Origin of the sequence: Serratia sp. JKS000199 (assembly GCF_900215455.1) — a bacterium.
Taxonomy (GTDB): Bacteria; Pseudomonadota; Gammaproteobacteria; order Enterobacterales; family Enterobacteriaceae; genus Serratia; species Serratia ureilytica.
Genome location: NZ_LT907843.1, coordinates 1,829,336 through 1,848,247, shown reverse-complemented (window position 1 = coordinate 1,848,247; position 18,912 = coordinate 1,829,336). Strand labels below are relative to the sequence as shown.

The 18,912-nt window shown below is 62.3% G+C and carries 16 protein-coding genes; 10 read left to right on the top strand and 6 right to left on the bottom strand.

The features are described 5' to 3' along the window. Positions 1–161: 161 nt before the first annotated feature. Positions 162–1,118, bottom strand: coding sequence for a sulfonate ABC transporter substrate-binding protein (locus tag CPH57_RS08885; RefSeq protein ID WP_047575138.1), 957 nt, complete (start codon positions 1,116–1,118; stop codon positions 162–164). A gap of 198 nt (positions 1,119–1,316) precedes the next feature. Continuing rightward, complete coding sequence (gene tet(41) / locus CPH57_RS08880; protein ID WP_369825809.1) at positions 1,317–2,483, bottom strand: tetracycline efflux MFS transporter Tet(41); 1,167 nt, start codon at positions 2,481–2,483, stop codon at positions 1,317–1,319. Positions 2,484–2,559: 76 nt separating this feature from the next. On the opposite strand from tet(41), the gene tetR reads away from it, so the two are divergent. The 5 genes from tetR to CPH57_RS08855 all read left to right on the top strand — a co-directional run bounded on the left by tetR (position 2,560) and on the right by CPH57_RS08855 (position 8,107). Continuing rightward, positions 2,560–3,201, top strand: coding sequence for a tetracycline resistance transcriptional repressor TetR (gene tetR, locus CPH57_RS08875; RefSeq protein WP_096242271.1), 642 nt, complete (start codon positions 2,560–2,562; stop codon positions 3,199–3,201). 175 nt (positions 3,202–3,376) lie between these two features. Continuing rightward, positions 3,377–3,850 carry a (2Fe-2S)-binding protein gene (locus CPH57_RS08870; protein ID WP_033643143.1) on the top strand — a complete coding sequence of 158 codons (474 nt, stop codon included), beginning with the start codon at positions 3,377–3,379 and terminating at the stop codon, positions 3,848–3,850. After that, the gene (locus tag CPH57_RS08865; protein WP_096242270.1) at positions 3,847–6,105 is read left to right on the top strand and encodes a molybdopterin cofactor-binding domain-containing protein; all 2,259 of its coding nucleotides are present in this window, start codon (positions 3,847–3,849) and stop codon (positions 6,103–6,105) included. The genes CPH57_RS08870 and CPH57_RS08865 overlap by 4 nt, the downstream gene beginning before the upstream one ends. 28 nt (positions 6,106–6,133) lie before the next feature. Continuing rightward, a complete protein-coding gene (locus tag CPH57_RS08860) occupies positions 6,134–7,432 on the top strand; it encodes a cytochrome c (protein ID WP_096242269.1) in 1,299 nt (432 codons plus the stop codon). Positions 7,433–7,501: 69 nt separating this feature from the next. After that, positions 7,502–8,107 (top strand): nitroreductase family protein, encoded by a 606-nt coding sequence (locus tag CPH57_RS08855; RefSeq protein ID WP_033650353.1) that lies wholly within the window; start codon positions 7,502–7,504, stop codon positions 8,105–8,107. Between the two features lie 209 nt (positions 8,108–8,316). On the opposite strand, the gene CPH57_RS08850 is transcribed toward CPH57_RS08855, so the two are convergent. Then, a complete protein-coding gene (locus CPH57_RS08850) occupies positions 8,317–9,213 on the bottom strand; it encodes a DMT family transporter (RefSeq protein ID WP_033650354.1) in 897 nt (298 codons plus the stop codon). A 144-nt stretch (positions 9,214–9,357) separates the two neighbouring features. Between CPH57_RS08850 and CPH57_RS08845 the strand changes: the two genes are divergently transcribed. Both CPH57_RS08845 and CPH57_RS08840 read left to right on the top strand, forming a co-directional pair. Beyond that, entirely contained in the window at positions 9,358–9,912 is a 555-nt protein-coding gene (locus CPH57_RS08845) for a helix-turn-helix domain-containing protein (RefSeq protein WP_080494328.1), read from the top strand. A 122-nt stretch (positions 9,913–10,034) separates the two neighbouring features. After that, complete coding sequence (locus CPH57_RS08840) at positions 10,035–11,960, top strand: DUF3857 domain-containing protein (RefSeq protein WP_033643137.1); 1,926 nt, start codon at positions 10,035–10,037, stop codon at positions 11,958–11,960. A 38-nt stretch (positions 11,961–11,998) separates the two neighbouring features. Here the strand turns inward: CPH57_RS08840 and CPH57_RS08835 are convergent, their stop codons facing one another. The 3 genes from CPH57_RS08835 to CPH57_RS08825 all read right to left on the bottom strand — a co-directional run bounded on the left by CPH57_RS08835 (position 11,999) and on the right by CPH57_RS08825 (position 15,140). Next, entirely contained in the window at positions 11,999–12,355 is a 357-nt protein-coding gene (locus CPH57_RS08835; protein ID WP_033650357.1) for a DUF1937 family protein, read from the bottom strand. Positions 12,356–12,454: 99 nt separating this feature from the next. Then, positions 12,455–13,687, bottom strand: a complete 1,233-nt coding sequence (gene eutH / locus CPH57_RS08830; protein ID WP_033643135.1) for an ethanolamine utilization protein EutH — start codon at positions 13,685–13,687, stop codon at positions 12,455–12,457. After that, positions 13,680–15,140: a glycerol kinase gene (locus CPH57_RS08825; RefSeq protein ID WP_096242268.1), complete on the bottom strand. Its 1,461-nt coding sequence runs from the start codon at positions 15,138–15,140 to the stop codon at positions 13,680–13,682. The genes eutH and CPH57_RS08825 overlap by 8 nt, the downstream gene beginning before the upstream one ends. A gap of 258 nt (positions 15,141–15,398) precedes the next feature. On the opposite strand from CPH57_RS08825, the gene CPH57_RS08820 reads away from it, so the two are divergent. The 3 genes from CPH57_RS08820 (at position 15,399) to CPH57_RS08810 (ending at position 18,899) form a co-directional block, all read left to right on the top strand. Next, a complete protein-coding gene (locus CPH57_RS08820; RefSeq protein ID WP_096242267.1) occupies positions 15,399–16,802 on the top strand; it encodes an NAD(P)/FAD-dependent oxidoreductase in 1,404 nt (467 codons plus the stop codon). Continuing rightward, positions 16,792–18,015 carry an FAD-dependent oxidoreductase gene (locus CPH57_RS08815; RefSeq protein ID WP_033643132.1) on the top strand — a complete coding sequence of 408 codons (1,224 nt, stop codon included), beginning with the start codon at positions 16,792–16,794 and terminating at the stop codon, positions 18,013–18,015. Before CPH57_RS08820 ends, CPH57_RS08815 begins: the two co-directional genes overlap by 11 nt. A gap of 113 nt (positions 18,016–18,128) precedes the next feature. Continuing rightward, positions 18,129–18,899, top strand: a complete 771-nt coding sequence (locus CPH57_RS08810; RefSeq protein ID WP_033643131.1) for a DeoR/GlpR family DNA-binding transcription regulator — start codon at positions 18,129–18,131, stop codon at positions 18,897–18,899. The last annotated feature ends 13 nt before the right edge of the window (positions 18,900–18,912 follow it).

Here is an 18,912-nt window from a genome sequence, read left to right as displayed (position 1 = left end):
CCAGTCAGGGGCGGCCCAGGGTTCACGACGAACAAATAAAGCAAAACGTTCCGGAAGACATGCCATGAAAACGCGTTTCATCACACAGGGTTAGCATAGGTCAGCTTACTCCGGCGGCAAAATGCCGGTTTCTGCTTTCTAAAGCCAAAGCGCGGCAAAGGCTACTGCGCCTCGGGCTTATCTTCGGACCAGCGGGCGGCGTTAACGTCCACCTTACCCGGCAGCAGTCCGATGGCGGTGAATTTATCCGCCAACTGCTGCTGCTGTCTGAACACCTCCGGCGACATGCGCTGGCTGCCGAACGGCATGCGGGCGATGGCTCTGGCCCAAATCGCCTGATCCAGGCCGGTGCTCTGAGCGAGGATCGCCGCCGCTTCCTGCGGATGGCCGTTGGCCCAGTCGCTCAGCGCGCCGAGCTGTTGAATCACCTGCTTGGCGCTGTCCGGGTAGGTTTCGGCAAAGCGGCGGCTGGCGAGATAGAAGGTGTAGTGCGGCACCAGACCTTCCGCGTCTTTCAGCCGGCGGGCGTTGGCATGGGTTTCCACCTCGGCGTAGTAGGGATCCCAAATCACCCAGGCGTCGACGCTGCCGCGCTGGAAGGCGGCGCGGGCATCGCTCGGCGGCAGATAGACCGGCGTGATGTCCTTGTAGCTCAAGCCGGCCTGTTCCAGCGCGCTCACCAGCAGGTAATTGACGTCCGACCCTTTGTTCAACGCCACGCGTTTGCCTTTCAGATCGGCCACGGAGCGGATCGCCGAATCCTGCGGCACCACGATGGCTTCGGTTTTCGGGCTGGGCGGCGAATGCGCCAAATAAACCAGATCGGCCTTGGCGGCTTGCGCGAAGGCCGGCGGGGCGTCACCGGTCGCCGCCAGATCGATGCTGCCGACGTTCAACCCTTCCAACATCTGCGGGCCGGCGGGGAATTCTATCCAGCGAACCTTGACGCCCTGCGGCTCCAGGGTTTTCTCCAGCGTGCCGCGGTATTTCAGCAGCGCAAAAATGTTGGCTTTCTGGTAACCGATGGTGATTTGTTGCGGTTTCTCCTGCGCGCCGGCCGGCAGGCTAAACAGGCCGAGCAGCAGGGCGGCGATCAGCGGCGTTGTGAGTTTTCTCATCCTGATTTTCCGATAGGCGAAGTGAACGGTAGCGATGACGCGCTGGGCGTAACGCCATGAAACGGCATTTAAATTTTCCTGCGGCGGGATAAGGGCGATGATAATGAGCGGCGCAGTGGCGTGTAAAGCGCCCGCTTATGCTGAATAATGCCTTGCTTAGCCATAAATCAGCTTAAGCGGGAGAGGGTGAGCTCGACGTTATGCCGCGTCACGCTCGCGCGAACGCGCCAGCAACAGCGGAACCAACAGATAGAGGGCGGCGGCCAAAGCCCAGACCAGGCCCGGCCAGACATCGCGCGTGGCGGCGTACAGCGCCGTCGCCACCAGTGGCCCCGCGACGCCGATCAGGCTGCCCATGCTGGCCAGCGTCCCTTGCAGCTCGCCCTGATGATCGTCGTCCACCTTTTGCGCCATTAACGCCTGCAGCGCGGGCAGCGCCATACCGCCCGCCGCGAAGAACGGCAGCAAGGCGAAAGGTGCCCAGCCGCGCGTGGCGATCGACAGCAGCGCCAGGCCCATTGCGTCGGCGGCCAGGCCGATCAGCAGCGCCTTGCGTTCGCCGAGCCGCGCGACCAGCGGGCCGATGGCGAAGGCCTGCGACAGCGCGTGGCAGGCGCCGTAACCGGCCAGCGACAGGCCCGCCACCATCATGCTCCAGCCGAAACGATCCTGACCGTATAAAATCCACAATGTGGCTGGCGCCTGCGAAACCAGCGCCATGATCAGGTAAATGCCGGCCAGCGGCAGCAGGCCAGGCTTGCCGTGCAGCCGTCGCAATGACGAAAAGGGATTGAGGCGGATTTTCTCGGCGGCGCGGGCGCGGGGTTTACGCGATTCCGGCAGCAGGAAAAACGCCATCGCCAGGTTGACGGCGTTCATCGCCGCCGCCGCCAGGAAGGGCGCATGCAGATGCCACTCGCCCAGCGAACCGCCGAGCAGCGGGCCGACGATAAAACCGACGCCGAATACCGCGCCCACCAGGCCGAAACGCCGCGCGCGTTGACCGGCCGGCGTAATGTCGGTGACGTAAGCGGTGGCGACCGCCATGTTGGCGCCGGTGATGCCCGCCAGCAACCGGCCCAGATAGAGCCAGGCCAGCGTCGGCGCAAACGCCATCAGCAGATAGTCGGCCGCCGCGCCGGCCAGCGAAATCAACAGCACCGGACGCCGGCCGAAACGATCGCTCAGCGCGCCGAGGATCGGTGAAAAAAGGAATTGCATCAACGCATACGCCGCCAGCAGGGCGCCGTAATGCACGCTGCCGGCGTCGAGACCGCCCAATGAGCGCAACAGCGCCGGCAGAATCGGCATGATCAGGCCGATGCCCACTGCATCCAGCAACACCGTCAACAAAATAACCAGCATAGGTTTTTTCAAAATTGTGACTCTAACAGTGATAGAGTATTGAGTATTCCATAGTTACCCTATCAGTGATAGAGAGATGAGCAAAAAAAATACCGCGACGCGTTTAACGCGAGAAACCGTCCTGCGCGGGGCGCTGGCGTTGCTGAATGACATCGGCATTGATGCCCTGAGCACCCGTCGCCTGGCGCAACATTTGGGCGTGCAATCTCCCACGCTCTATTGGCATTTCAAGAACAAGGCCGAGCTGCTGAAGGCGATGGCGGAAACCATCATGTTGGATCACCGTGAAGAGGTGCCCGCCGACATGCCCTGGCAGGATTGGGTTGTCACCAATGCCGGCAACTTCCGTCGGGCGCTGCTGGCTTACCGCGACGGCGCGCGTCTGCATGCCGGCACCCGGCCGCAGGAGCCGCAATTCGCCGTCATTGAGGCCAAGGTGGCGCTGCTGTGCCGGGCGGGGTTGACGCCGGAGCGCGCGGTAAACCTGCTGTTCGCCGTCGGGCGTTTCGTGGTGGGCTGGGTGCTGGAGGAACAGCAAATGCAGCCTGACGATCCGCTCAATGATGCCGACCGCCGCCGTTATCCGCTGCTGTGCCAAGGCTGGGAAACATTGCAGGAGAAGGGCGCGGATGCGCTGTTTGAAGCCGGCGTGCGGCTGTTGGTCGACGGCGCTGAGGCCGGACTGGCGATCGACAATAATCACGGATGGCAATCATAAAAGCGCGCTTATCTATCGGAAATTTATAGAAAATACCCACTTTTCGTTAAAGCCATGGCGGCTACATTCCCTTAACATCATCAAGTCTTTTGATGATAATTATTAGCACGCTGCGAAATTATTCACCGCAGTGATGTTACGGATTAAATCCGTTTGTTTAAGGGATAGTTTCACCATGGAAATCAACGTTAATGGCCGGGTGGTTCCACTCGGCAATCTCGCGCCCGACACGCCGCTGCTGTACGTTTTACGCAACGATCTGCACTTGAACGGCCCCAAATATGGCTGCGGCCTGGGGGAGTGCGGCGCCTGCACGGTGCTGATCGACGGCGTCGCCGCGCGTTCTTGCTCAATGCCGCTGGCCGCCGTAGGAAGCAAGTCCGTCACCACGCTGGAAGGCCTGGGCACGCCGGAGGCGCTGCATCCGGTTCAGCAGGGGTTTATCGATGAGCAGGCGGCGCAGTGCGGTTACTGCGCCAACGGCATGATCATGACGCTGGTCGCGTTGTTCGAACGCGAGCCGGATGCAGATGAACAAACCATCAAGAAAGAGCTGGCCTACAACCTGTGCCGCTGCGGCACCCACCTTGAGATCTTGCGCGCCGCCGAGCGCGCCCGCGATCTGCTGGCTGCGCGGAGGCAAGCATGAGCCGCCTCGAACTGACCCGCCGACAGTTGTTGCAAGCCGGCGGTGTGGTGATGGTCAGCAGTCTGCTGCCCGCGCCGTTTAACGCCTTCGCCGCCGAGACGGTTGCATCGCCTGCCGATCTGCCGCTGGATCGGGTGGACAGCTTTATCAGCCTCACCGCCGACGGCCGGGTGACGGCCTTCAATGGCCATGTCGATCTCGGCACCGGCATTCGCACCGCGCTGGCGCAGATCGTCGCCGACGAAATTTGCGTGTCGTTCGAGCACGTCACGATGATCCTCGGCGATACGCAACGCACGCCGGATCAGGGGCCGACCATCGCCAGCGCCACCATACAGGTCACGTCGGTGTCGCTGCGGCAGGCGGCGGCGCAGGTGCGACATATGCTGACGGCGCTGGCGGCCAAAGCCTTCGAACTGCCGGCCGACCAGCTGACGGCGGCGGCGGGACAGGTGTTTGTGACCAAGCACCCGGGGCGTTCCTTGAGCTATGCGCAGCTGGCGAGCGGGCAAAATCTGCATGTGACGCTGGATAAAAACGTGCCGCTGAACGGTGAACAGCAGGGCCGCTATGTCGGCCGCGCCGTCGCCCGGGTCGATATTCCGGCCAAGGTCAGCGGGGGGCTAACCTACGTGCACGACCTGCGCTTGCCCGGCATGCTGCATGGCCGGGTGGTGCGTCCGCCTTACGCAGGCGCCGACAGCAGCGCGCCGCTGGGCGGTGGCCTGTTGTCGGTGGATGAAAGTTCGATCGCGCACCTGCCGGGCATCGTGAAACTGGTGGTGATCAATGATTTCATCGGCATTGTGGCCGAGCGCGAAGAGCAGGCGATCGCCGCCATGCGCCGGCTGAAAACCGAATGGAAACCCTGGGCCGGCCTGCCGGACCTGTCGCCGGAGGCGCTGCCCGCCGCGCTGGAAGCCAACCCGAAAACCGACCGCGTGCTGCGCGATGATGCGGGCACGGACGAGGCGTTGGCATTGCTGCATACCGAAGTGCAGGCGGACTATGTCTGGCCTTACCATCAGCACGCCTCAATCGGCCCCTCCTGCGCGGTAGCGGAGGTCAAAGACGGGCGGGCGCAGGTGTGGTCCGGCACGCAAAACCCGCACGATCTGCGCAAAGATATCGCCAGGCTGCTCGAGCTGCCGTCTGAGCAGGTGCACATCACCCGCATGGAAGCCTCCGGCTGCTATGGCCGCAACTGCGCCGACGACGTCTCGGCGGACGCGGCGCTGTTGGCGCGGGCCACCGGCCGCCCGGTGCGGGTGCAGCTGATGCGTGAACAGGAATCCGGCTGGGAGCCGAAGGGCACCGGCCAACTGATCCGGGTGCGCGGCGGCCTCGACGCGCAAAATCGGGTGGCGGCTTACGAGTTGAAAACCAGCTATCCCTCCAACAATGCGGTGACCTTGCCGCTGGTGTTGACCGGCAAGGTGGCCAACCGGGCCGACGTGCAACAGATGGGCGATCGCACCGCCATTCCGCAATACGCGTATCCGCACATGCGGGTGATCTGTCAGGACGCCGCGCCGATCGTGCGGGCGTCGTGGATGCGCGGCGTTTCGGCGCTGCCCAACGTGTTCGCCCATGAATCCTGGATCGACGAGCTGGCCTGGCGCGCCGGCGAGGATCCGATCGCGTTTCGCCTGCGTTACCTGAACGATCCGCGCGCGGTGGCCTTGATTGAGGCCCTGAAGCGCCAGGCTAACTGGCAAGACGGCCCGGCGCACCGCTCGCGCGCCGCCGGGGCCGAAGTGGTGAGCGGCCGCGGCTTCGCCTATGCGCGCTATTTCCACAGCAAATTCCCCGGCTTCGGCGCCGCCTGGGCGGCCTGGGTGTGCGATCTCAGCGTCAATCGCCTTTCCGGGCAGATCACGCTCAATAAAATCTTCGTGGCGCATGATTGCGGCCGGATGATCAATCCGGCCGGGGTGCGCCATCAGGTGCATGGCAACATTATCCAATCCGCCAGCCGGGTGCTGAAAGAGTTTGTGACCTTCAACGCGTCGGGCGTGACGTCATTGGACTGGGGCGGCTATCCGATCCTGCGCTTTGACGAATTGCCGCAGATCGATATCCAACTGATCGACCGCCCGGACGAAGCGCCGATGGGCGCAGGAGAGTCCGCCTCGGTGCCGAGTGCGGCGGCGATCGGCAACGCGCTGTTTGACGCCCTCGGCGTGCGCCTGCGCGAGGTGCCGTTTACGCCGGCGCGGGTGCTCGCCGCGCTGCGCGCTCAGGCCGGCCATTAACCCCCCGTAACGAACAAGGACAGCAAAGATGAGTAAGATGAAAAAAATCGTCGGGTGGGGCGGCGTCACGGTGATCGCCGTTGCGGTCGCCGGCGTGGTCGCCAGTTGGCAGCCGGAAATCGCGCCGCTCGCCGCCGATGCGACCCACCGTTTCAGCGAGGCGCAGATCGCGCGTGGCAAAACGTTGGCCGATCTCGGCGACTGCGCCGTGTGCCACACCCGTGCGGGCGGCGAGCGCAACACCGGCGGGTTGGCGATGGAGATCCCCTTCGGCACCATTTACACCACCAACATCACGCCGGACGTGGAAACCGGCATCGGCAGCTGGAGCTACGCGGCGTTTGAACGCGCCATGCGGCACGGCGTTGATCGGCAGGGGCGCTACCTTTATCCGGCGTTTCCTTATACCGCCTTTACCCGCACGAGTGACGACGATCTGCAGGCGCTGTACGCCTACCTGATGTCGCAGCCGCCGGTCAAGTACCGGCCGCCGGCCACCGATCTGCACTTTCCGTTCAACATTCGCCAGGGCATCTTTGCCTGGAACCTGCTGTTCCTGACGCAGGGCGCGATGCCGGAACAGGCGACCCAAAGCGCCGACTGGAACCGCGGCGCGTACCTGGTCGAAGGGCTGGGGCACTGCAGCGCCTGCCACTCGCCGCGCAACGTGTTGTTCGGCGAGAAAACCGGCGGCGAGCACCTGGCCGGCGGCGTGGCGGAGGGATGGACGGCGCCGGCGTTGACCGGCCGCTCGCCCGCGCCGCTCGCGTGGACGCAGCAGGATCTGGTCGATTTCATGCGCACCGGCTACTCGGCCAACCACGGCGTCGCCGCCGGCCCGATGGCGCCGGTGATCGAAGAAGGGCTGTCGCGCTTGCCGCAGGCCGATCTGCAGGCGATCGCCGTCTATCTGCGCAGCTATCATCCTGAAACGGCGGCGGGCGCTACGGCGACAACGTTAAACGCTCAGGCGGAGCGCCAGGTGGAGCCTCTGAGTTCGGCAGGGGCGCGGCTGTTTTCCGGCGCCTGCATGGCTTGCCATGCGCAGGAAAAAGGCGCGCAGATGGCGGGGGTGCGGCCGTCTCTGGCGCTGAACACCAACCTGTTCGCCGACGCGCCGGACAACGCCATTCGCGTGGTGCTGGACGGCATACAGCGGCCGGCGAACGCCGAGCTGGGCTATATGCCGGGCTTTCGCCATAACCTGAATGACGCGCAGATCGCCATCCTGCTCAACTACCTGCGGCAGCATTACGCCGGTCAGGCGCCGTGGCCGGAATTGGCGGCGCAGGTCAGCCGTTTGCGCGCCGAAACCGCGCAGAAATAGCCGCCTGGGGCTGGACAGCCGCGCCGCGTTGACGACAATAGACCTTTTCACATGGACAGAGGCAGTAAAATGAATACGTTAGACGCGATCCGCCAACGCCGCGCCACCAAGCAGTTCGATACGCAGCACGTGATGACGCTCGAAGAGAAAAAAGCGCTGTTGAACATTGCGCTGCAGGGCGCTCCCAGCGCGTTTAACCTGCAGCACTGGCGCCCGCTGCTGATCGAAGATCGCTCGCAGCGCGAGAAAATTCGCGAGGCGGCGTGGGGGCAGGCGCAGGTGACCGACGCGTCGATGCTGGTCGTGCTGTGCGGCGATCTGTCGAGTTGGGAATCGAAGGTAAAAACCGTTTGGGCCGACGCGGCGGAGCCGGTGCAGCAGTTCATGATCCCGGCCGTCGATCAGTATTATCGCGGTAAACCGCAGGTGCAGCGCGACGAAGTGATGCGCAGCAGCGGCATCTTCGCCCAGACGTTGATGCTGGCGGCCAAGGCGCAGGGCTACGACTCTTGCCCGATGGACGGTTTTGATTTCGACGCGGTGGGAGAGATTATCAATAAGCCGGCGCATTATCAGATCGCGCTGATGGTCGCTATCGGCAAGGCGGCGGGGCAACCTTACCCGCGCATCGGCAAGCTGCCGTTCGACGAGGTGGTGAAAACCGATCGCTTCTGAGCTGAACGGTGAATGACAAAAGGGAAGGCTTGCGCCTTCCCTTATTTTTTTATGACGCACAGTTCGTTCCAGTAACTGAAACGGATGCGCCGTTGCAGGCGGTGATGCCACATAGAACACTCCTTCTACCCTACACGGTTTAAATAAATAGCACCGCGCCGAACACAAGGCGAATGCCTTATTGTGCATAGCTTGCCCGTCGGACGGGATTAACCGATTTTACCGGCCCGGTGCGCGGCGGGCGCCCATCGCCAGCCGAAGTTCATGCCCGCGGCCGCGCCGAGAATGGCCAGCGTGCCCAGCAGCTGCAACAGGCTGAGACGGTGCCCGAACGCCGCCCAGTCCACCACGATCGCCACTGCCGGGTAGATAAACGACAGCGCGCCAACCAGAGCGGTGGGGATTTTCTGGATAGCGCCATAGAGCAACGTGGACATCACCCCGGTATGCACCAGGCCGAGGGTCGCCAGCAGCAGCCAGTCGAGCGGTTCTGCGGGAAGGTGGGCCAGACCGGCGAACGGCGCCATCGCCACCGCGCCAACGGTCAGTTGAATCAACACGATGAGCTGCGGCGGCAACGCGGCCAGCTGTTTGACGATCGCTGCCGCCAGGGCGTACATCAGGGCCGCACCGAGCGCCAGCGCCACGCCCAGCAGATAGTCGCCATCGCCGCCACCGCTCTGCCGGCCGGTGACGATCAACACCATCCCGGCGAACGCCAGCAGAAGCCAGCCCAGCCGATTAGCCGTCAGTTTTTCGCCGAACAGCAGCGCTCCCAGCGCCACCAACATAAACGGTTGAACATGGTAGGTCACGGTGGCGACAGCGATCGAGGCATGCGCATAGGCGGCAAACAATAGCGTCCAGTTGAGCACCAGCGCGAGGCCCCCCAGGACGGCGAAAGCCAGCTGCCGCCGGTTGATGGCGCCTGATTTCAGTTGCCCAAGCGCGGCGCAGGTGGCCAGCATCGCCAGCGCGCCGAACGCGCAGCGCCAAAACACCACCGTGGCGGGCGGCTGCCCTAACACGATCACCGGCCAACCGACGGTGCCGGAGATCGTCATGGCGAGGATCATTTGCACTGCGCCGCGCGTTTTCGTTTTCATGTCGTTTCCCTCGCGGCCTGACCGTGCTTGTGGTGAAGTCGCTTAATCATTAAAATGAACAATCGAACATTATGATGAACATGGTTGACGGTGTTCGTCAAGTCGAACAAATGAATGGTATAACGAACAATGAGCGAGAGCCTAATGCAGAACATCACGCCGATCGGCCTCTTGTCGGCGGCAATCCGCCGTGAGCGGGAGCGATTGAACCTGTCCGTCACCGAACTGGCGAAGCGCGCGGGTATCGCCAAGTCCACGTTGTCGCAGCTCGAAGCCGGCAGCGGTAATCCCAGTCTGGAAACGCTGTGGGCGTTGGCGATGGCGCTGGATGTGCCGGTCAGCCGACTGATTTCGCAACCCAGCAGGCAGGTGCAAGTGATCCGCGCTCATGAGGGGACCGCGGCGGTGTCAGAGCAGGGCAACTACGCCGCCACGTTGCTGGCCACTTGTCCACCGGGCGCGCAGCGCGACATTTACCGGCTGCGGGTGCAGCCCGGCGAAGTCAAACTTTCCCGGCCGCATCCGCCGGGCACCGTCGAGCATGTGATCATCAGCAGTGGACGGGCGCGCCTTGGCCCGGCGGATCAGCCGCAGGTGCTGAGCGCCGGCGATTACATCAGTTACTCCGCCGATCGCGAGCACGTTTTCGAGGCCCTGGAGCCGGAGACCACCGCTGTGATGCTGATCGAGCAGGGCTAGCACGGCGTTGACGGTTCGTTTATTGAAAATGATTCTCAATTATATTAGTGTGCCCGCCTGTTTTGACGCCGGGGCAGGCGCGTAGCCCGGCGTCGCCGTTTGTTGCCCTTCAAGGACCGAAGATGAAAATCGCTATTCCTTCCATACTGTTACTCGCCGGTTTGACGGCGACGCACCCGGCCACCGTGTTGGCCGCTGCACCGCCCGCCGCGGCGGATCAGGGCCAGAACGACACGGCCAACAACGATTTCAGCTTCGTGCGCTATCGCGCGGATTACCGCGTTAACGCCAACGCCACCAACGTGAAGGCGGAAAGCTACGAAGTGCTGCTGAAAACCAAGGCGGCGGTCGAAAAATTCAGCCAGATCCGCCTGAGCTACAGCGAGAAAATGGAAACGCTGGAGGTGGTCGCCGCCTATACGCTGACCGCCGACGGCCAGCGCCACGATGTGGCGCCCGATCGCATTTATACCCAGGAAAGCTATTCCAGCGCCACGGCGCCGCTGTATGCCGATCGCAAGGTGCGCGTCATCGTGTTCTCCAACCTGGCGCCGGGCTCGCGCGTGGTGTACGAACTGCGCCGCACGCAGAACACCCCGTATTTCCCTGACTATTTCGGCCTGTGGGAGACGTTCAGCGTTTTCGATCAGTTCGACGACGCCGAAGTGACCCTGCAGGCGCCGGCCAAGCTGCCGATGCATATCTTCACGCGCGGCGTCGAGGGCGGGGACCAACCGCAAATCCGCAACGGCCAGGCGCACTGGCGCTGGCATTATTCGCGCAGCGCCCCGATGAAGGCGCAAAACTGGGCGGCGGACAGCTGGACCTTCAGCCCGACCATCATGGCCAGCACCTACCGCGAGTGGCCGCAGTTGGCCAAGGCCTACCAGCTGAAGGCCGGCGCGGCGGCGAAGGTGACGCCGGGCATTCAGGCGCTGGCGGACAATATCACCGCCGGTATCAGCGATCGGCGCGAGCAGGCGGAGGCCCTCTATCGCTGGGTGGCGCAAAACATTCGCTACGTGGCGGTGTACCTGGGCAACGGTGGGCTGGAGCCGAATTCGGCGCAGAGCATTCTCGATAACCATTACGGCGACTGTAAGGATCACGTGGTGATCCTGGAGGCGCTGCTCGCCGCCAAAGGCATTGAAAGCTCGCCGGTGCTGATCGGCATGGATGAAGGCCCGATCCTGCCTAAAGTGCCGCTGCTTGGCCGCTTCAATCACGCCATCACCTACGTGCCGGAATTCAAACTGTACCTCGATTCCACCAATCCCTGGGCGCGTTTCGGGCAACTGCCGGAGGGCGATTTGGGCGCACCGGTGCTGCTGACGCGCGACGCCAGGCTGGCGCGCACGCCGGGCAGCGATGAGCAGCCGGTCAAGAGCGCGCTGAACGTCGATTTCGTGTTCGACAAGGCGGGCAATCTGCGCGGACAGACCGAGCGCCGGCTGAGCGAAGTGGAAGAAATTGACCTGCGGGGCTACTTCTCGCAGATCAACCGTCAGAATCGGGCGCAGGCCGAAGCGACAATCATGTCCGCTTCCGGCATCGACGGCAACGGCGAAGTGGCGATGAACAGCGATCCGCTGGATCTCAAAAAGCAGTTCGGCTATCGCTTCCGCTTCAAGGCGGACGACTACGTCGATTTCGGCGTGGTGGGCGGCATGACGTTGCCCAACCCGCCCGGCGGCAAATCGTTCCGCACGCTGTATACCACCACGGCGGCGCCGGGCAACGAAACGCCGTTCTACTGCACCGCGCAGCGCTATGACGAAACCTACCGTCTGCAGCTGCCGGCCAACGTGCCGATCATCGCCATTCCGAAAGATCGGCAATTCCGCAATGCGGCGGGCGACTATCGCGTCGAGTGGCGGCGCGACGGGCAGCAGGTGACCGTCAATCACCGCCTGCAGGTGAACGCCATTCGCGGCAAGGAAGCGCTGTGCCAGGCGCAGGATTACCCGGCATTCCGCGAGCTGTTCCAGCAGGTGCGGCGCGGTTTCCGCGGCCAGGTGGTGTACGGTGAATTGGCCAACGGCAAATAGGCCGCTGCCCCGCTGCGCCAAGCGGCGGGGCGCACGCCTCAGTTGAACTCGCTCGCGACCTCGGACCACAGGCTGACGCGGCAGCCGCGCGCCGCGAAAGCGTCCATCTCGCGTTTGATGCCGCCGCTCTCTTGCCAACCCGGCAAGTCGAGCACGATCAACTCATCCATCGCCGCCATGAACAGGGCGTCGATCGGCGCCCACAGCTTGCCGATGGCGGTTTTGTCTAGCTCTTGCAAACACTGGTTGATCGGATGCGACATGCTGACCTGACTAAAAACGGCGTTGCCGGCTCGCACGATAGCGGCGGCGACGTCGTTGCAGGCGATAAAGCGTTGCTGCACGACGTTGGCGTCGGTGTGGCTGTAGGGGCAGGCTAAAAATATTTTTCTCATTAGCGTTTGTTCTCTCAATAATTGTTGTCAGGGACGAAAAAAGGGCGCAGCTTCCCCGTGAGGCGGCGCCCCGTTTATTTTTATGGCTTAGGGGTAAATTTAACGAGCGGCGGCGGCGATGGCCGTCGATTGCCTTTGCGTCTGTTCTTTTTCCAGCAATTCAGCCTCCGGCACCGAAATTTTTATGGCGATCAGCACGGCGATCATGCCACCGAGGAATTTGCCCATCATGATCGGCAACACCAGCGAAGGTTGGAAGTTGGCGGTAAACGCCAGGTGATCGCCCAACGTGGCCTGTGCGCAGATGCCGAAGGCCACGCACAGCACCTTATCGCGGGCGCGCATGCCTTTGAACAGGTGATAAACGGCGATGATATTGGCCAATACCATAATAAAGCCCAGCGCGCCAGTATCCGATAAACCGAGCTTTTTACCGATGAAATGCATCGGCTTGCGGCAATAGCGCTGGAATAAATAACAAATGGGGAATGTGCCCGCCAACATAATGCCGATATAACCGGCGATCTCGATAGCGCGGAATAATTCGTCTTTGTCGGCAAATAACGGATCGAATACCCAGCCGCCGAACACCTTTTTAAACACGCCGGTGAAATGCTCGATGATGCACAGCGCCAACACCAGCTTGATAAAGGCATCCGCCGCCTTGCCGAAGATCAGGAATCCTTTCACCATCGCCGCCGGCCGCAGCTTCAGCCCCAACGCCAGTAGGAAGCACAGGGCGAACAGCGGGGACAGCAGCCGCAGCGCCTGCAGCAAGTCCAGCTGCAGATAGTGCGCGGCAGGTGACGTGGTGGAGATAATCTCCCTGACCGGCAGGTTATTGAAGGTGATGGTCACCAGGGCGATCAGCACGGCGAACGGAATGCTGATCAGGCCTGCCATGGCACCCAGCGCCAGATATTTATGGTCGTCGCGGTTCAGCATGATAAGCCCGACCGGGATCAGGTACACGATGCTGGCACCCGAGGTGTAGCCCACCAACATGGCGACGATCCACATATCGCGGTTGGCGGCAATGGCGTCGGCCAGCTGATAGCCGCCCATGTCCACGGCGATCACCGCCAGCGCCGCGATCGAGGCGTCGGAGCCGAGCGCCGAGAAGAAGGGGCCGATGCTGTACATGATCAGGTAAGAGATGATCGGGATTGCGGCCATGATGCCAGCCTGGGCGAGAAACACTGGGCCGATGGCGTGAATGCCGTTGACGAATTCGCGTCCCAGCTCGCCTTCCGGTTTGACGATCGACGCCAGCGCACCGATCAGAGTGCCGGCCATGATGATATAGATGATGAAATTACCGAACTCAGCCATGGTGTTCCTCCTGCGATGAACGTAAGCCGCGCGAGCGCGCGATGATTTCCTGATAGCGGGCAAACCAGCCCGCCATATCGACCTCGGCGGGTTCCGTCACTTCATAGCGGTTGAGCACCTTGAGCGGATGTTCCACCCCCAGTCCTTTACGCGCCAACAGCGCAACGCCTTGGGCGGTGATCTCCTTATTGGTGGGAGAGACGATGCGCTTTTGGATCAGGTTGGCGAGAAACTGCGTGAAATAGCGGTTGGCGGACAGGCCGCCGTCCACCGAAATGCTGTCGCCGATCGGTTTCAGTTTATCCATGGCGTTGATCACCTCGGCGGAACGCATGGCGATGCCTTCGAGGATCGACTGCAGCAGATCCTTGCGCTCGGTCTCCAGCGACAGCCCGGCCCACATCCCGGCGGCGGAGCGGTCCCAGTACGGGCAAGCCAGTCCGGAGAGCGCGGGCACAAAGGCCAGGCCGCGCGCGATGGCCGGCTGAGAGGGGAAGTCGCCGAATTCATCGAAATCGTTGAACAGGCCGATCTTTCTCGCCCAGTTAATGGCGGAGGCGGCGTTATAAACGCCGCCGTCCAGGCCATACACCGGCTCGCTGTCGGGCAGCTTCCAGCACAGCGTGGGCAACAGGCCGGACTCGCCGGCATCGATCGGGCGCGGCCCGGTGATCGCCTGTAAAAAGGCGCCGGTACCGAAGGTGATCTTCATCTGCCCCGGTTGATGGCAGCCGTGGCCGTATGTACCGGCAAACTGGTCGACGATGCAGGCCGTCAGCGGCACCGGTTTGCCGTTGAGCGCGACGTCGCCGAAGTGGCCGATGTTGTCTCTGACCTCGGGCAGGCTGTCGATCGGCACGCCGAACAAACGGCACAGCTCCTCATCCCACTGCAGGGTATGAATGTTGAACAACGAGGTGCGCGAGGCCGAGTTATAGTCGGTAAGATGCCGGCCGCACAGGTGGAACAGGAAGAAGGCGTCCATGGTGCCGAGCCGCAGGCGGCCGCGTTGCGCCAATTGCCTGGCGCCCGGGGCGTTGTTCATCAGCCAGCCCATCTTGCTGGCTGAGAAGTAGGTATCGAGCGGCAGACCGGTTTTCGCCGTCACCAGCGGCTCAACGCCTTCGCGTTTCAGCCGCTGGATCTCCGGCTCGGTGCGCTGATCTTGCCAAACGATGGCGTTGTACAGCGGCAGGCCGCTGTCGGCGTCCCAGGCCAGCAGGCTTTCGCCCTGATGCCCTAAACCGATGGCATCCACCATGTCGCACTGGCTGAGACAGCGGCGGATATTCGCCAAAATCTCCAGGGCGTCGTGTTCCACCCAGCCCGGATTGGGGGTGATCTGCTTGTGCGGCATGCTGGCCGGTGAATGGTGCCTGCCGTCTTCGCCGAACACCACGACCCGGGTGCCGGTGGTCCCCTGATCAATCGCGGCATAACGTTGATTCATCATTGCTTCGCTCTCTTATAGGTTTTGTTTTTTTATTGTGCCTGGTGTTTGTTGTGTGACTGTTTTAATAATCTATCTTCAATTTCACACATAAAAGCAACATAAATCACAAGATAAAATAACCCCGCGTGATCGACCTCATACTTTTTGCTTATCACCGCCTTTTGCGGCTTTTTTTTGGGAGTTATGTTGTTTTTGTCATTTCAAATGCGGTTATTGTGTGGTTTTATTGTGGTTATCACATCAAAACGGGACATCAGCATGATGGAAGAACAAACGGGTTGGGACATTGTCGTGATTGGCGGCGGTGTGGTCGGGTGTGCGGTATTCCGCAAATTCTGTCTGATGGGCGCCCGTACGCTGCTGTTGGAAAAAGGGGGCGATATCCTGTCCGGCGCCAGCAAAGCCAACAGCGCGCTGCTGCATACCGGCTTCGATGCGCCCAGCGGCAGCCTGGAACTGCATTGCATGCAGGCCGGGTACCGGGAATTTATCGCCATCCGTGAACGAATGAATCTGCCGCTGTTGCCCACCGGCGCGCTGGTCGTGGCCTGGGACGAGCAGCAGTTGGCGGCGCTGCCCGCGATTGTGCAACAGGCGCACGACAACGGCGTGCTGGACGTGGCGCAGATCGACGCCGCCGAGCTGTATCGCCGTGAGCCGCAGCTGGCACCCGGCGCGTTGGCGGCGGTAGAGGTGCCGGGCGAGAGCGTGATCGATCCCTGGAGCACGCCGCTGGCTTACCTGACGCAGGGCGTTAAACACGGCGGCGACTATCGCTTCAATACCGAGGTGACCGGCGCCGAACGCTTGCCGACCGGCTGGCGGCTAACCAGCAACCGGGGCGAGTTTCACGGCAAAATCGTCATCAACTGCGCCGGCAATCAGGGCGACCGGGTAGAAAGTTTCTGCCATCAGCCCGAGTTTGAAATTCGCCCGCGCAAAGGGCAGTTCCTGGTGTTCGACAAGGCCGCCGCCGGGCAGGTCAACGCCATTATCCTGCCGGTACCGACGACGATCACCAAAGGGGTGCTGCTGTCGAAAACCATCTTCGGCAATTTGCTGCTCGGGCCGACCGCCGAAGAACAGCAGGATCGCGAGACGGCGACGGTGGACGAAACCAAAATGCGCGAGCTGATCGAACAGGGCACCCGGCTGCTGCCCTCGCTGGTGAATTACAGCGTGACCGCCAGCTATGCCGGCTTGCGTCCGGCCACCGAGCAGAAACACTACCGCATTCAGCACTATCCCGATCGGCAGTGGATCTGCGTGGCGGGCATTCGCTCCACCGGCCTGACGGCGGCGCTGGGCATCGCGCAATATGTGGAACAGCTCTATCGCGACCACTTTACGCCGTGCTTCACGCCAAAAACGCCGGAGACCGTGTATTGGCCGCAAATGCCGATGCTTGCCGACTACGCGCTGCGCGATTACGCGCGCCCGGACAACGGCGGCATCGTTTGCCACTGCGAGCTGGTGACCCAGCGGGAGATCGAGGCGGCGTTCGATTCCGCCGTGCCGCCGGAGTGCATCGGCGGGCTGCGGCGCCGCACGCGCGTGATGATGGGGCGCTGCAACGGTTTTTATTGCAGCAGCCGGGTGGCGGAAATGGTAGGCGATCGTTTTGGCCAGACGCTGGCCGTAGGGAGCATTGATGAAAACTGAGTATCAGGTGGCGATTGTCGGTGCCGGGCCGGCCGGGATCGCAGCGGCGACCGCGTTGCGGCAGGCGGGGATCGAGGATGTGGTGCTCCTGGAACGGGAACGGCAGGCGGGCGGTGTGCCGAGACACTGTCGGCACCCCACCTTTGGGCTGCAAACGTTTTATAGGCCGATGCTGGGATCCACCTATGTCGATAAAATACTGGCGCGCGCCGGGCAGGTGGAGATCCGTACCGGCGTGACGGTGCTCGCCATCAAGCCGGACGGCGAGCTGACCATCACGGACTGCCGCGGCGTCAGCACGTTGAAAGCGCAGCGGGTGATCCTGGCGACCGGCGTGCGCGAGACGCCGCGCCATCCGCGACTGGTGAGCGGGCTGCGGCCGCAGGGCGTACTCACCGCCGGTGCGCTGCAGCAGTTCGTCTATCTGCGCGGGCTGCAGCCGGGCAAGGCGCCGGTGGTGATCGGCACCGAGCTGGTCAGTTTCTCCGCGCTGTGGACGCTGCGTAACGCCGGCGTGCGCGCCGTCGCCATGATTGAAAGCGGCGGCAGACCCGTCGCCTGGCGTCTGAGCGCGCTCTATGCGCGTCTGATGGGAGTGCCGATCCACTACTATTCGCGTGTGACCGATATTGCCGGCCGCGATCGGGTTGAATCCATAGAAGTGGAAAATCGCCAGGGGGAGAAACGGCGCATCGCCTGCGACAGCCTGATCTTCACCGGCCGCTTCACCGGGGAGTATACGCTGATCCGCCAGAGCCACCTGGCGCAGCGGCCGGACAGCGGCTGTCCGTTGACCGATCAGTTCGGCCGCTGTTCCGACGCCGCCTATTTCGCCGTCGGCAACATGTTGCACCCGGCGGACATGGGCGACCAGTGTTATCAGGAAGGGCTGCGCGTCGGCGAGGCCGTTGCCCATTCGCTGCAGCGCACGCTGCCGCCGGCGCGGCAAATCCTGCCGGTGCGGCACGACGAACGGATACGTCTGACTGCGCCCGCCCGTGTGGCGCTGATCGGCAATCCCGCCACGGTCACGATCAATATGCGCGTGGAACAGGCGGTGTCCGGTTCGGTGGTGGTGCGGCTGGGGGAGAAAGTGCTGTACCGCAAAACGCATCGTTGCCTGCCTGAACGGCGGATCCTGCTGCGCAATATCGTCTTGCCAGCCGAGGCTGAGCGTGATGCGCTGCACATCAGCATCGAATCCGCCGGGTGAACGACGGCAACGGCTTGCGTCTAACGCCCTGAAACCCGTAGTATTCCGTCAGTTAACGCCGCAAGTCTCGGCGTAGGCAGTCACTCTTACTAAAGGCAGCGAGTGTAATGTGAATGGATATCTCTAATTCCGTGGAAAGGCGCAATGAAATACTGGCGCTGATCCAGGCCAACGGCCGGGTTTACGTGAATGAGCTGGCGGATAAATTCCAGGTTTCGCAGGAAACCATTCGGCGCGACCTGAACAAGCTGGAAGACTATCGGCTGATCAAGAAGATCCACGGCGGCGCGGTGAGCAGCCAGTTTAAATTCGAGCATGAATTCAACGAGCGGGCCAAAATCGCCGAGGCCGAGAAGCGCGCCATCGCGGAGAAAGCGGCGACGCTGCTCCAACCGGGCGATACGGTGTTCGTGGATTTCGGCTCCACCACGCTGGAGTTTGCCCGGCAGTTGGCGACGATCGATCAACTGACGGTCATCACCAACTCGCCGCTTATCGCCAACGTCTGTCTGGAAAATGACTCCATTGACGTGGTGCTGATCGGCGGGCAGTTCATCGACTCCAAAATGGCGTGCCTGGGCGCGATCGCATTGAATAATATCGAGGCGTTTTTCGCCGACTACGCCATCATCGGCGCCGGCGCGGTCAATCTGCAGACCGGCGTGATGGATCAGAACGTCAATGAAGCGGCCATCGCGCGCAAAATGATTGCCCAGAGCCGCAAGTGCATCGTGCTGGCCGACGAAAATAAGCTGCGCGGGCATGCGATGACGCTGGTGGCCAAATGGCCCGAGGTCGATTATCTGGTGACCTCCGACAGCGGTAACGCATTAGAAGGCTTGGTTTTCCCCGCCAACGTTAATGTGTTGGTGGCGCAGGTATAAAGGGTGAGAAGCC

What these genes read in the sequence shown, in the direction of transcription:
- CPH57_RS08815 (WP_033643132.1), top strand. Translation starts at nt 16,792, where the DNA reads ATGAAAACTGAGTATCAGGTGGCGATTGTCGGTGCCGGGCCGGCCGGG.
- CPH57_RS08855 (WP_033650353.1), top strand. Translation starts at nt 7,502, where the DNA reads ATGAATACGTTAGACGCGATCCGCCAACGCCGCGCCACCAAGCAGTTC.
- CPH57_RS08835 (WP_033650357.1), bottom strand. Translation starts at nt 12,355, where the DNA reads ATGAGAAAAATATTTTTAGCCTGCCCCTACAGCCACACCGACGCCAAC.
- CPH57_RS08825 (WP_096242268.1), bottom strand. Translation starts at nt 15,140, where the DNA reads ATGATGAATCAACGTTATGCCGCGATTGATCAGGGGACCACCGGCACC.
- CPH57_RS08860 (WP_096242269.1), top strand. Translation starts at nt 6,134, where the DNA reads ATGAGTAAGATGAAAAAAATCGTCGGGTGGGGCGGCGTCACGGTGATC.
- CPH57_RS08820 (WP_096242267.1), top strand. Translation starts at nt 15,399, where the DNA reads ATGATGGAAGAACAAACGGGTTGGGACATTGTCGTGATTGGCGGCGGT.
- CPH57_RS08810 (WP_033643131.1), top strand. Translation starts at nt 18,129, where the DNA reads ATGGATATCTCTAATTCCGTGGAAAGGCGCAATGAAATACTGGCGCTG.
- CPH57_RS08870 (WP_033643143.1), top strand. Translation starts at nt 3,377, where the DNA reads ATGGAAATCAACGTTAATGGCCGGGTGGTTCCACTCGGCAATCTCGCG.
- tetR (WP_096242271.1), top strand. Translation starts at nt 2,560, where the DNA reads ATGAGCAAAAAAAATACCGCGACGCGTTTAACGCGAGAAACCGTCCTG.
- eutH (WP_033643135.1), bottom strand. Translation starts at nt 13,687, where the DNA reads ATGGCTGAGTTCGGTAATTTCATCATCTATATCATCATGGCCGGCACT.
- CPH57_RS08865 (WP_096242270.1), top strand. Translation starts at nt 3,847, where the DNA reads ATGAGCCGCCTCGAACTGACCCGCCGACAGTTGTTGCAAGCCGGCGGT.
- CPH57_RS08850 (WP_033650354.1), bottom strand. Translation starts at nt 9,213, where the DNA reads ATGAAAACGAAAACGCGCGGCGCAGTGCAAATGATCCTCGCCATGACG.
- CPH57_RS08885 (WP_047575138.1), bottom strand. Translation starts at nt 1,118, where the DNA reads ATGAGAAAACTCACAACGCCGCTGATCGCCGCCCTGCTGCTCGGCCTG.
- CPH57_RS08840 (WP_033643137.1), top strand. Translation starts at nt 10,035, where the DNA reads ATGAAAATCGCTATTCCTTCCATACTGTTACTCGCCGGTTTGACGGCG.
- CPH57_RS08845 (WP_080494328.1), top strand. Translation starts at nt 9,358, where the DNA reads ATGCAGAACATCACGCCGATCGGCCTCTTGTCGGCGGCAATCCGCCGT.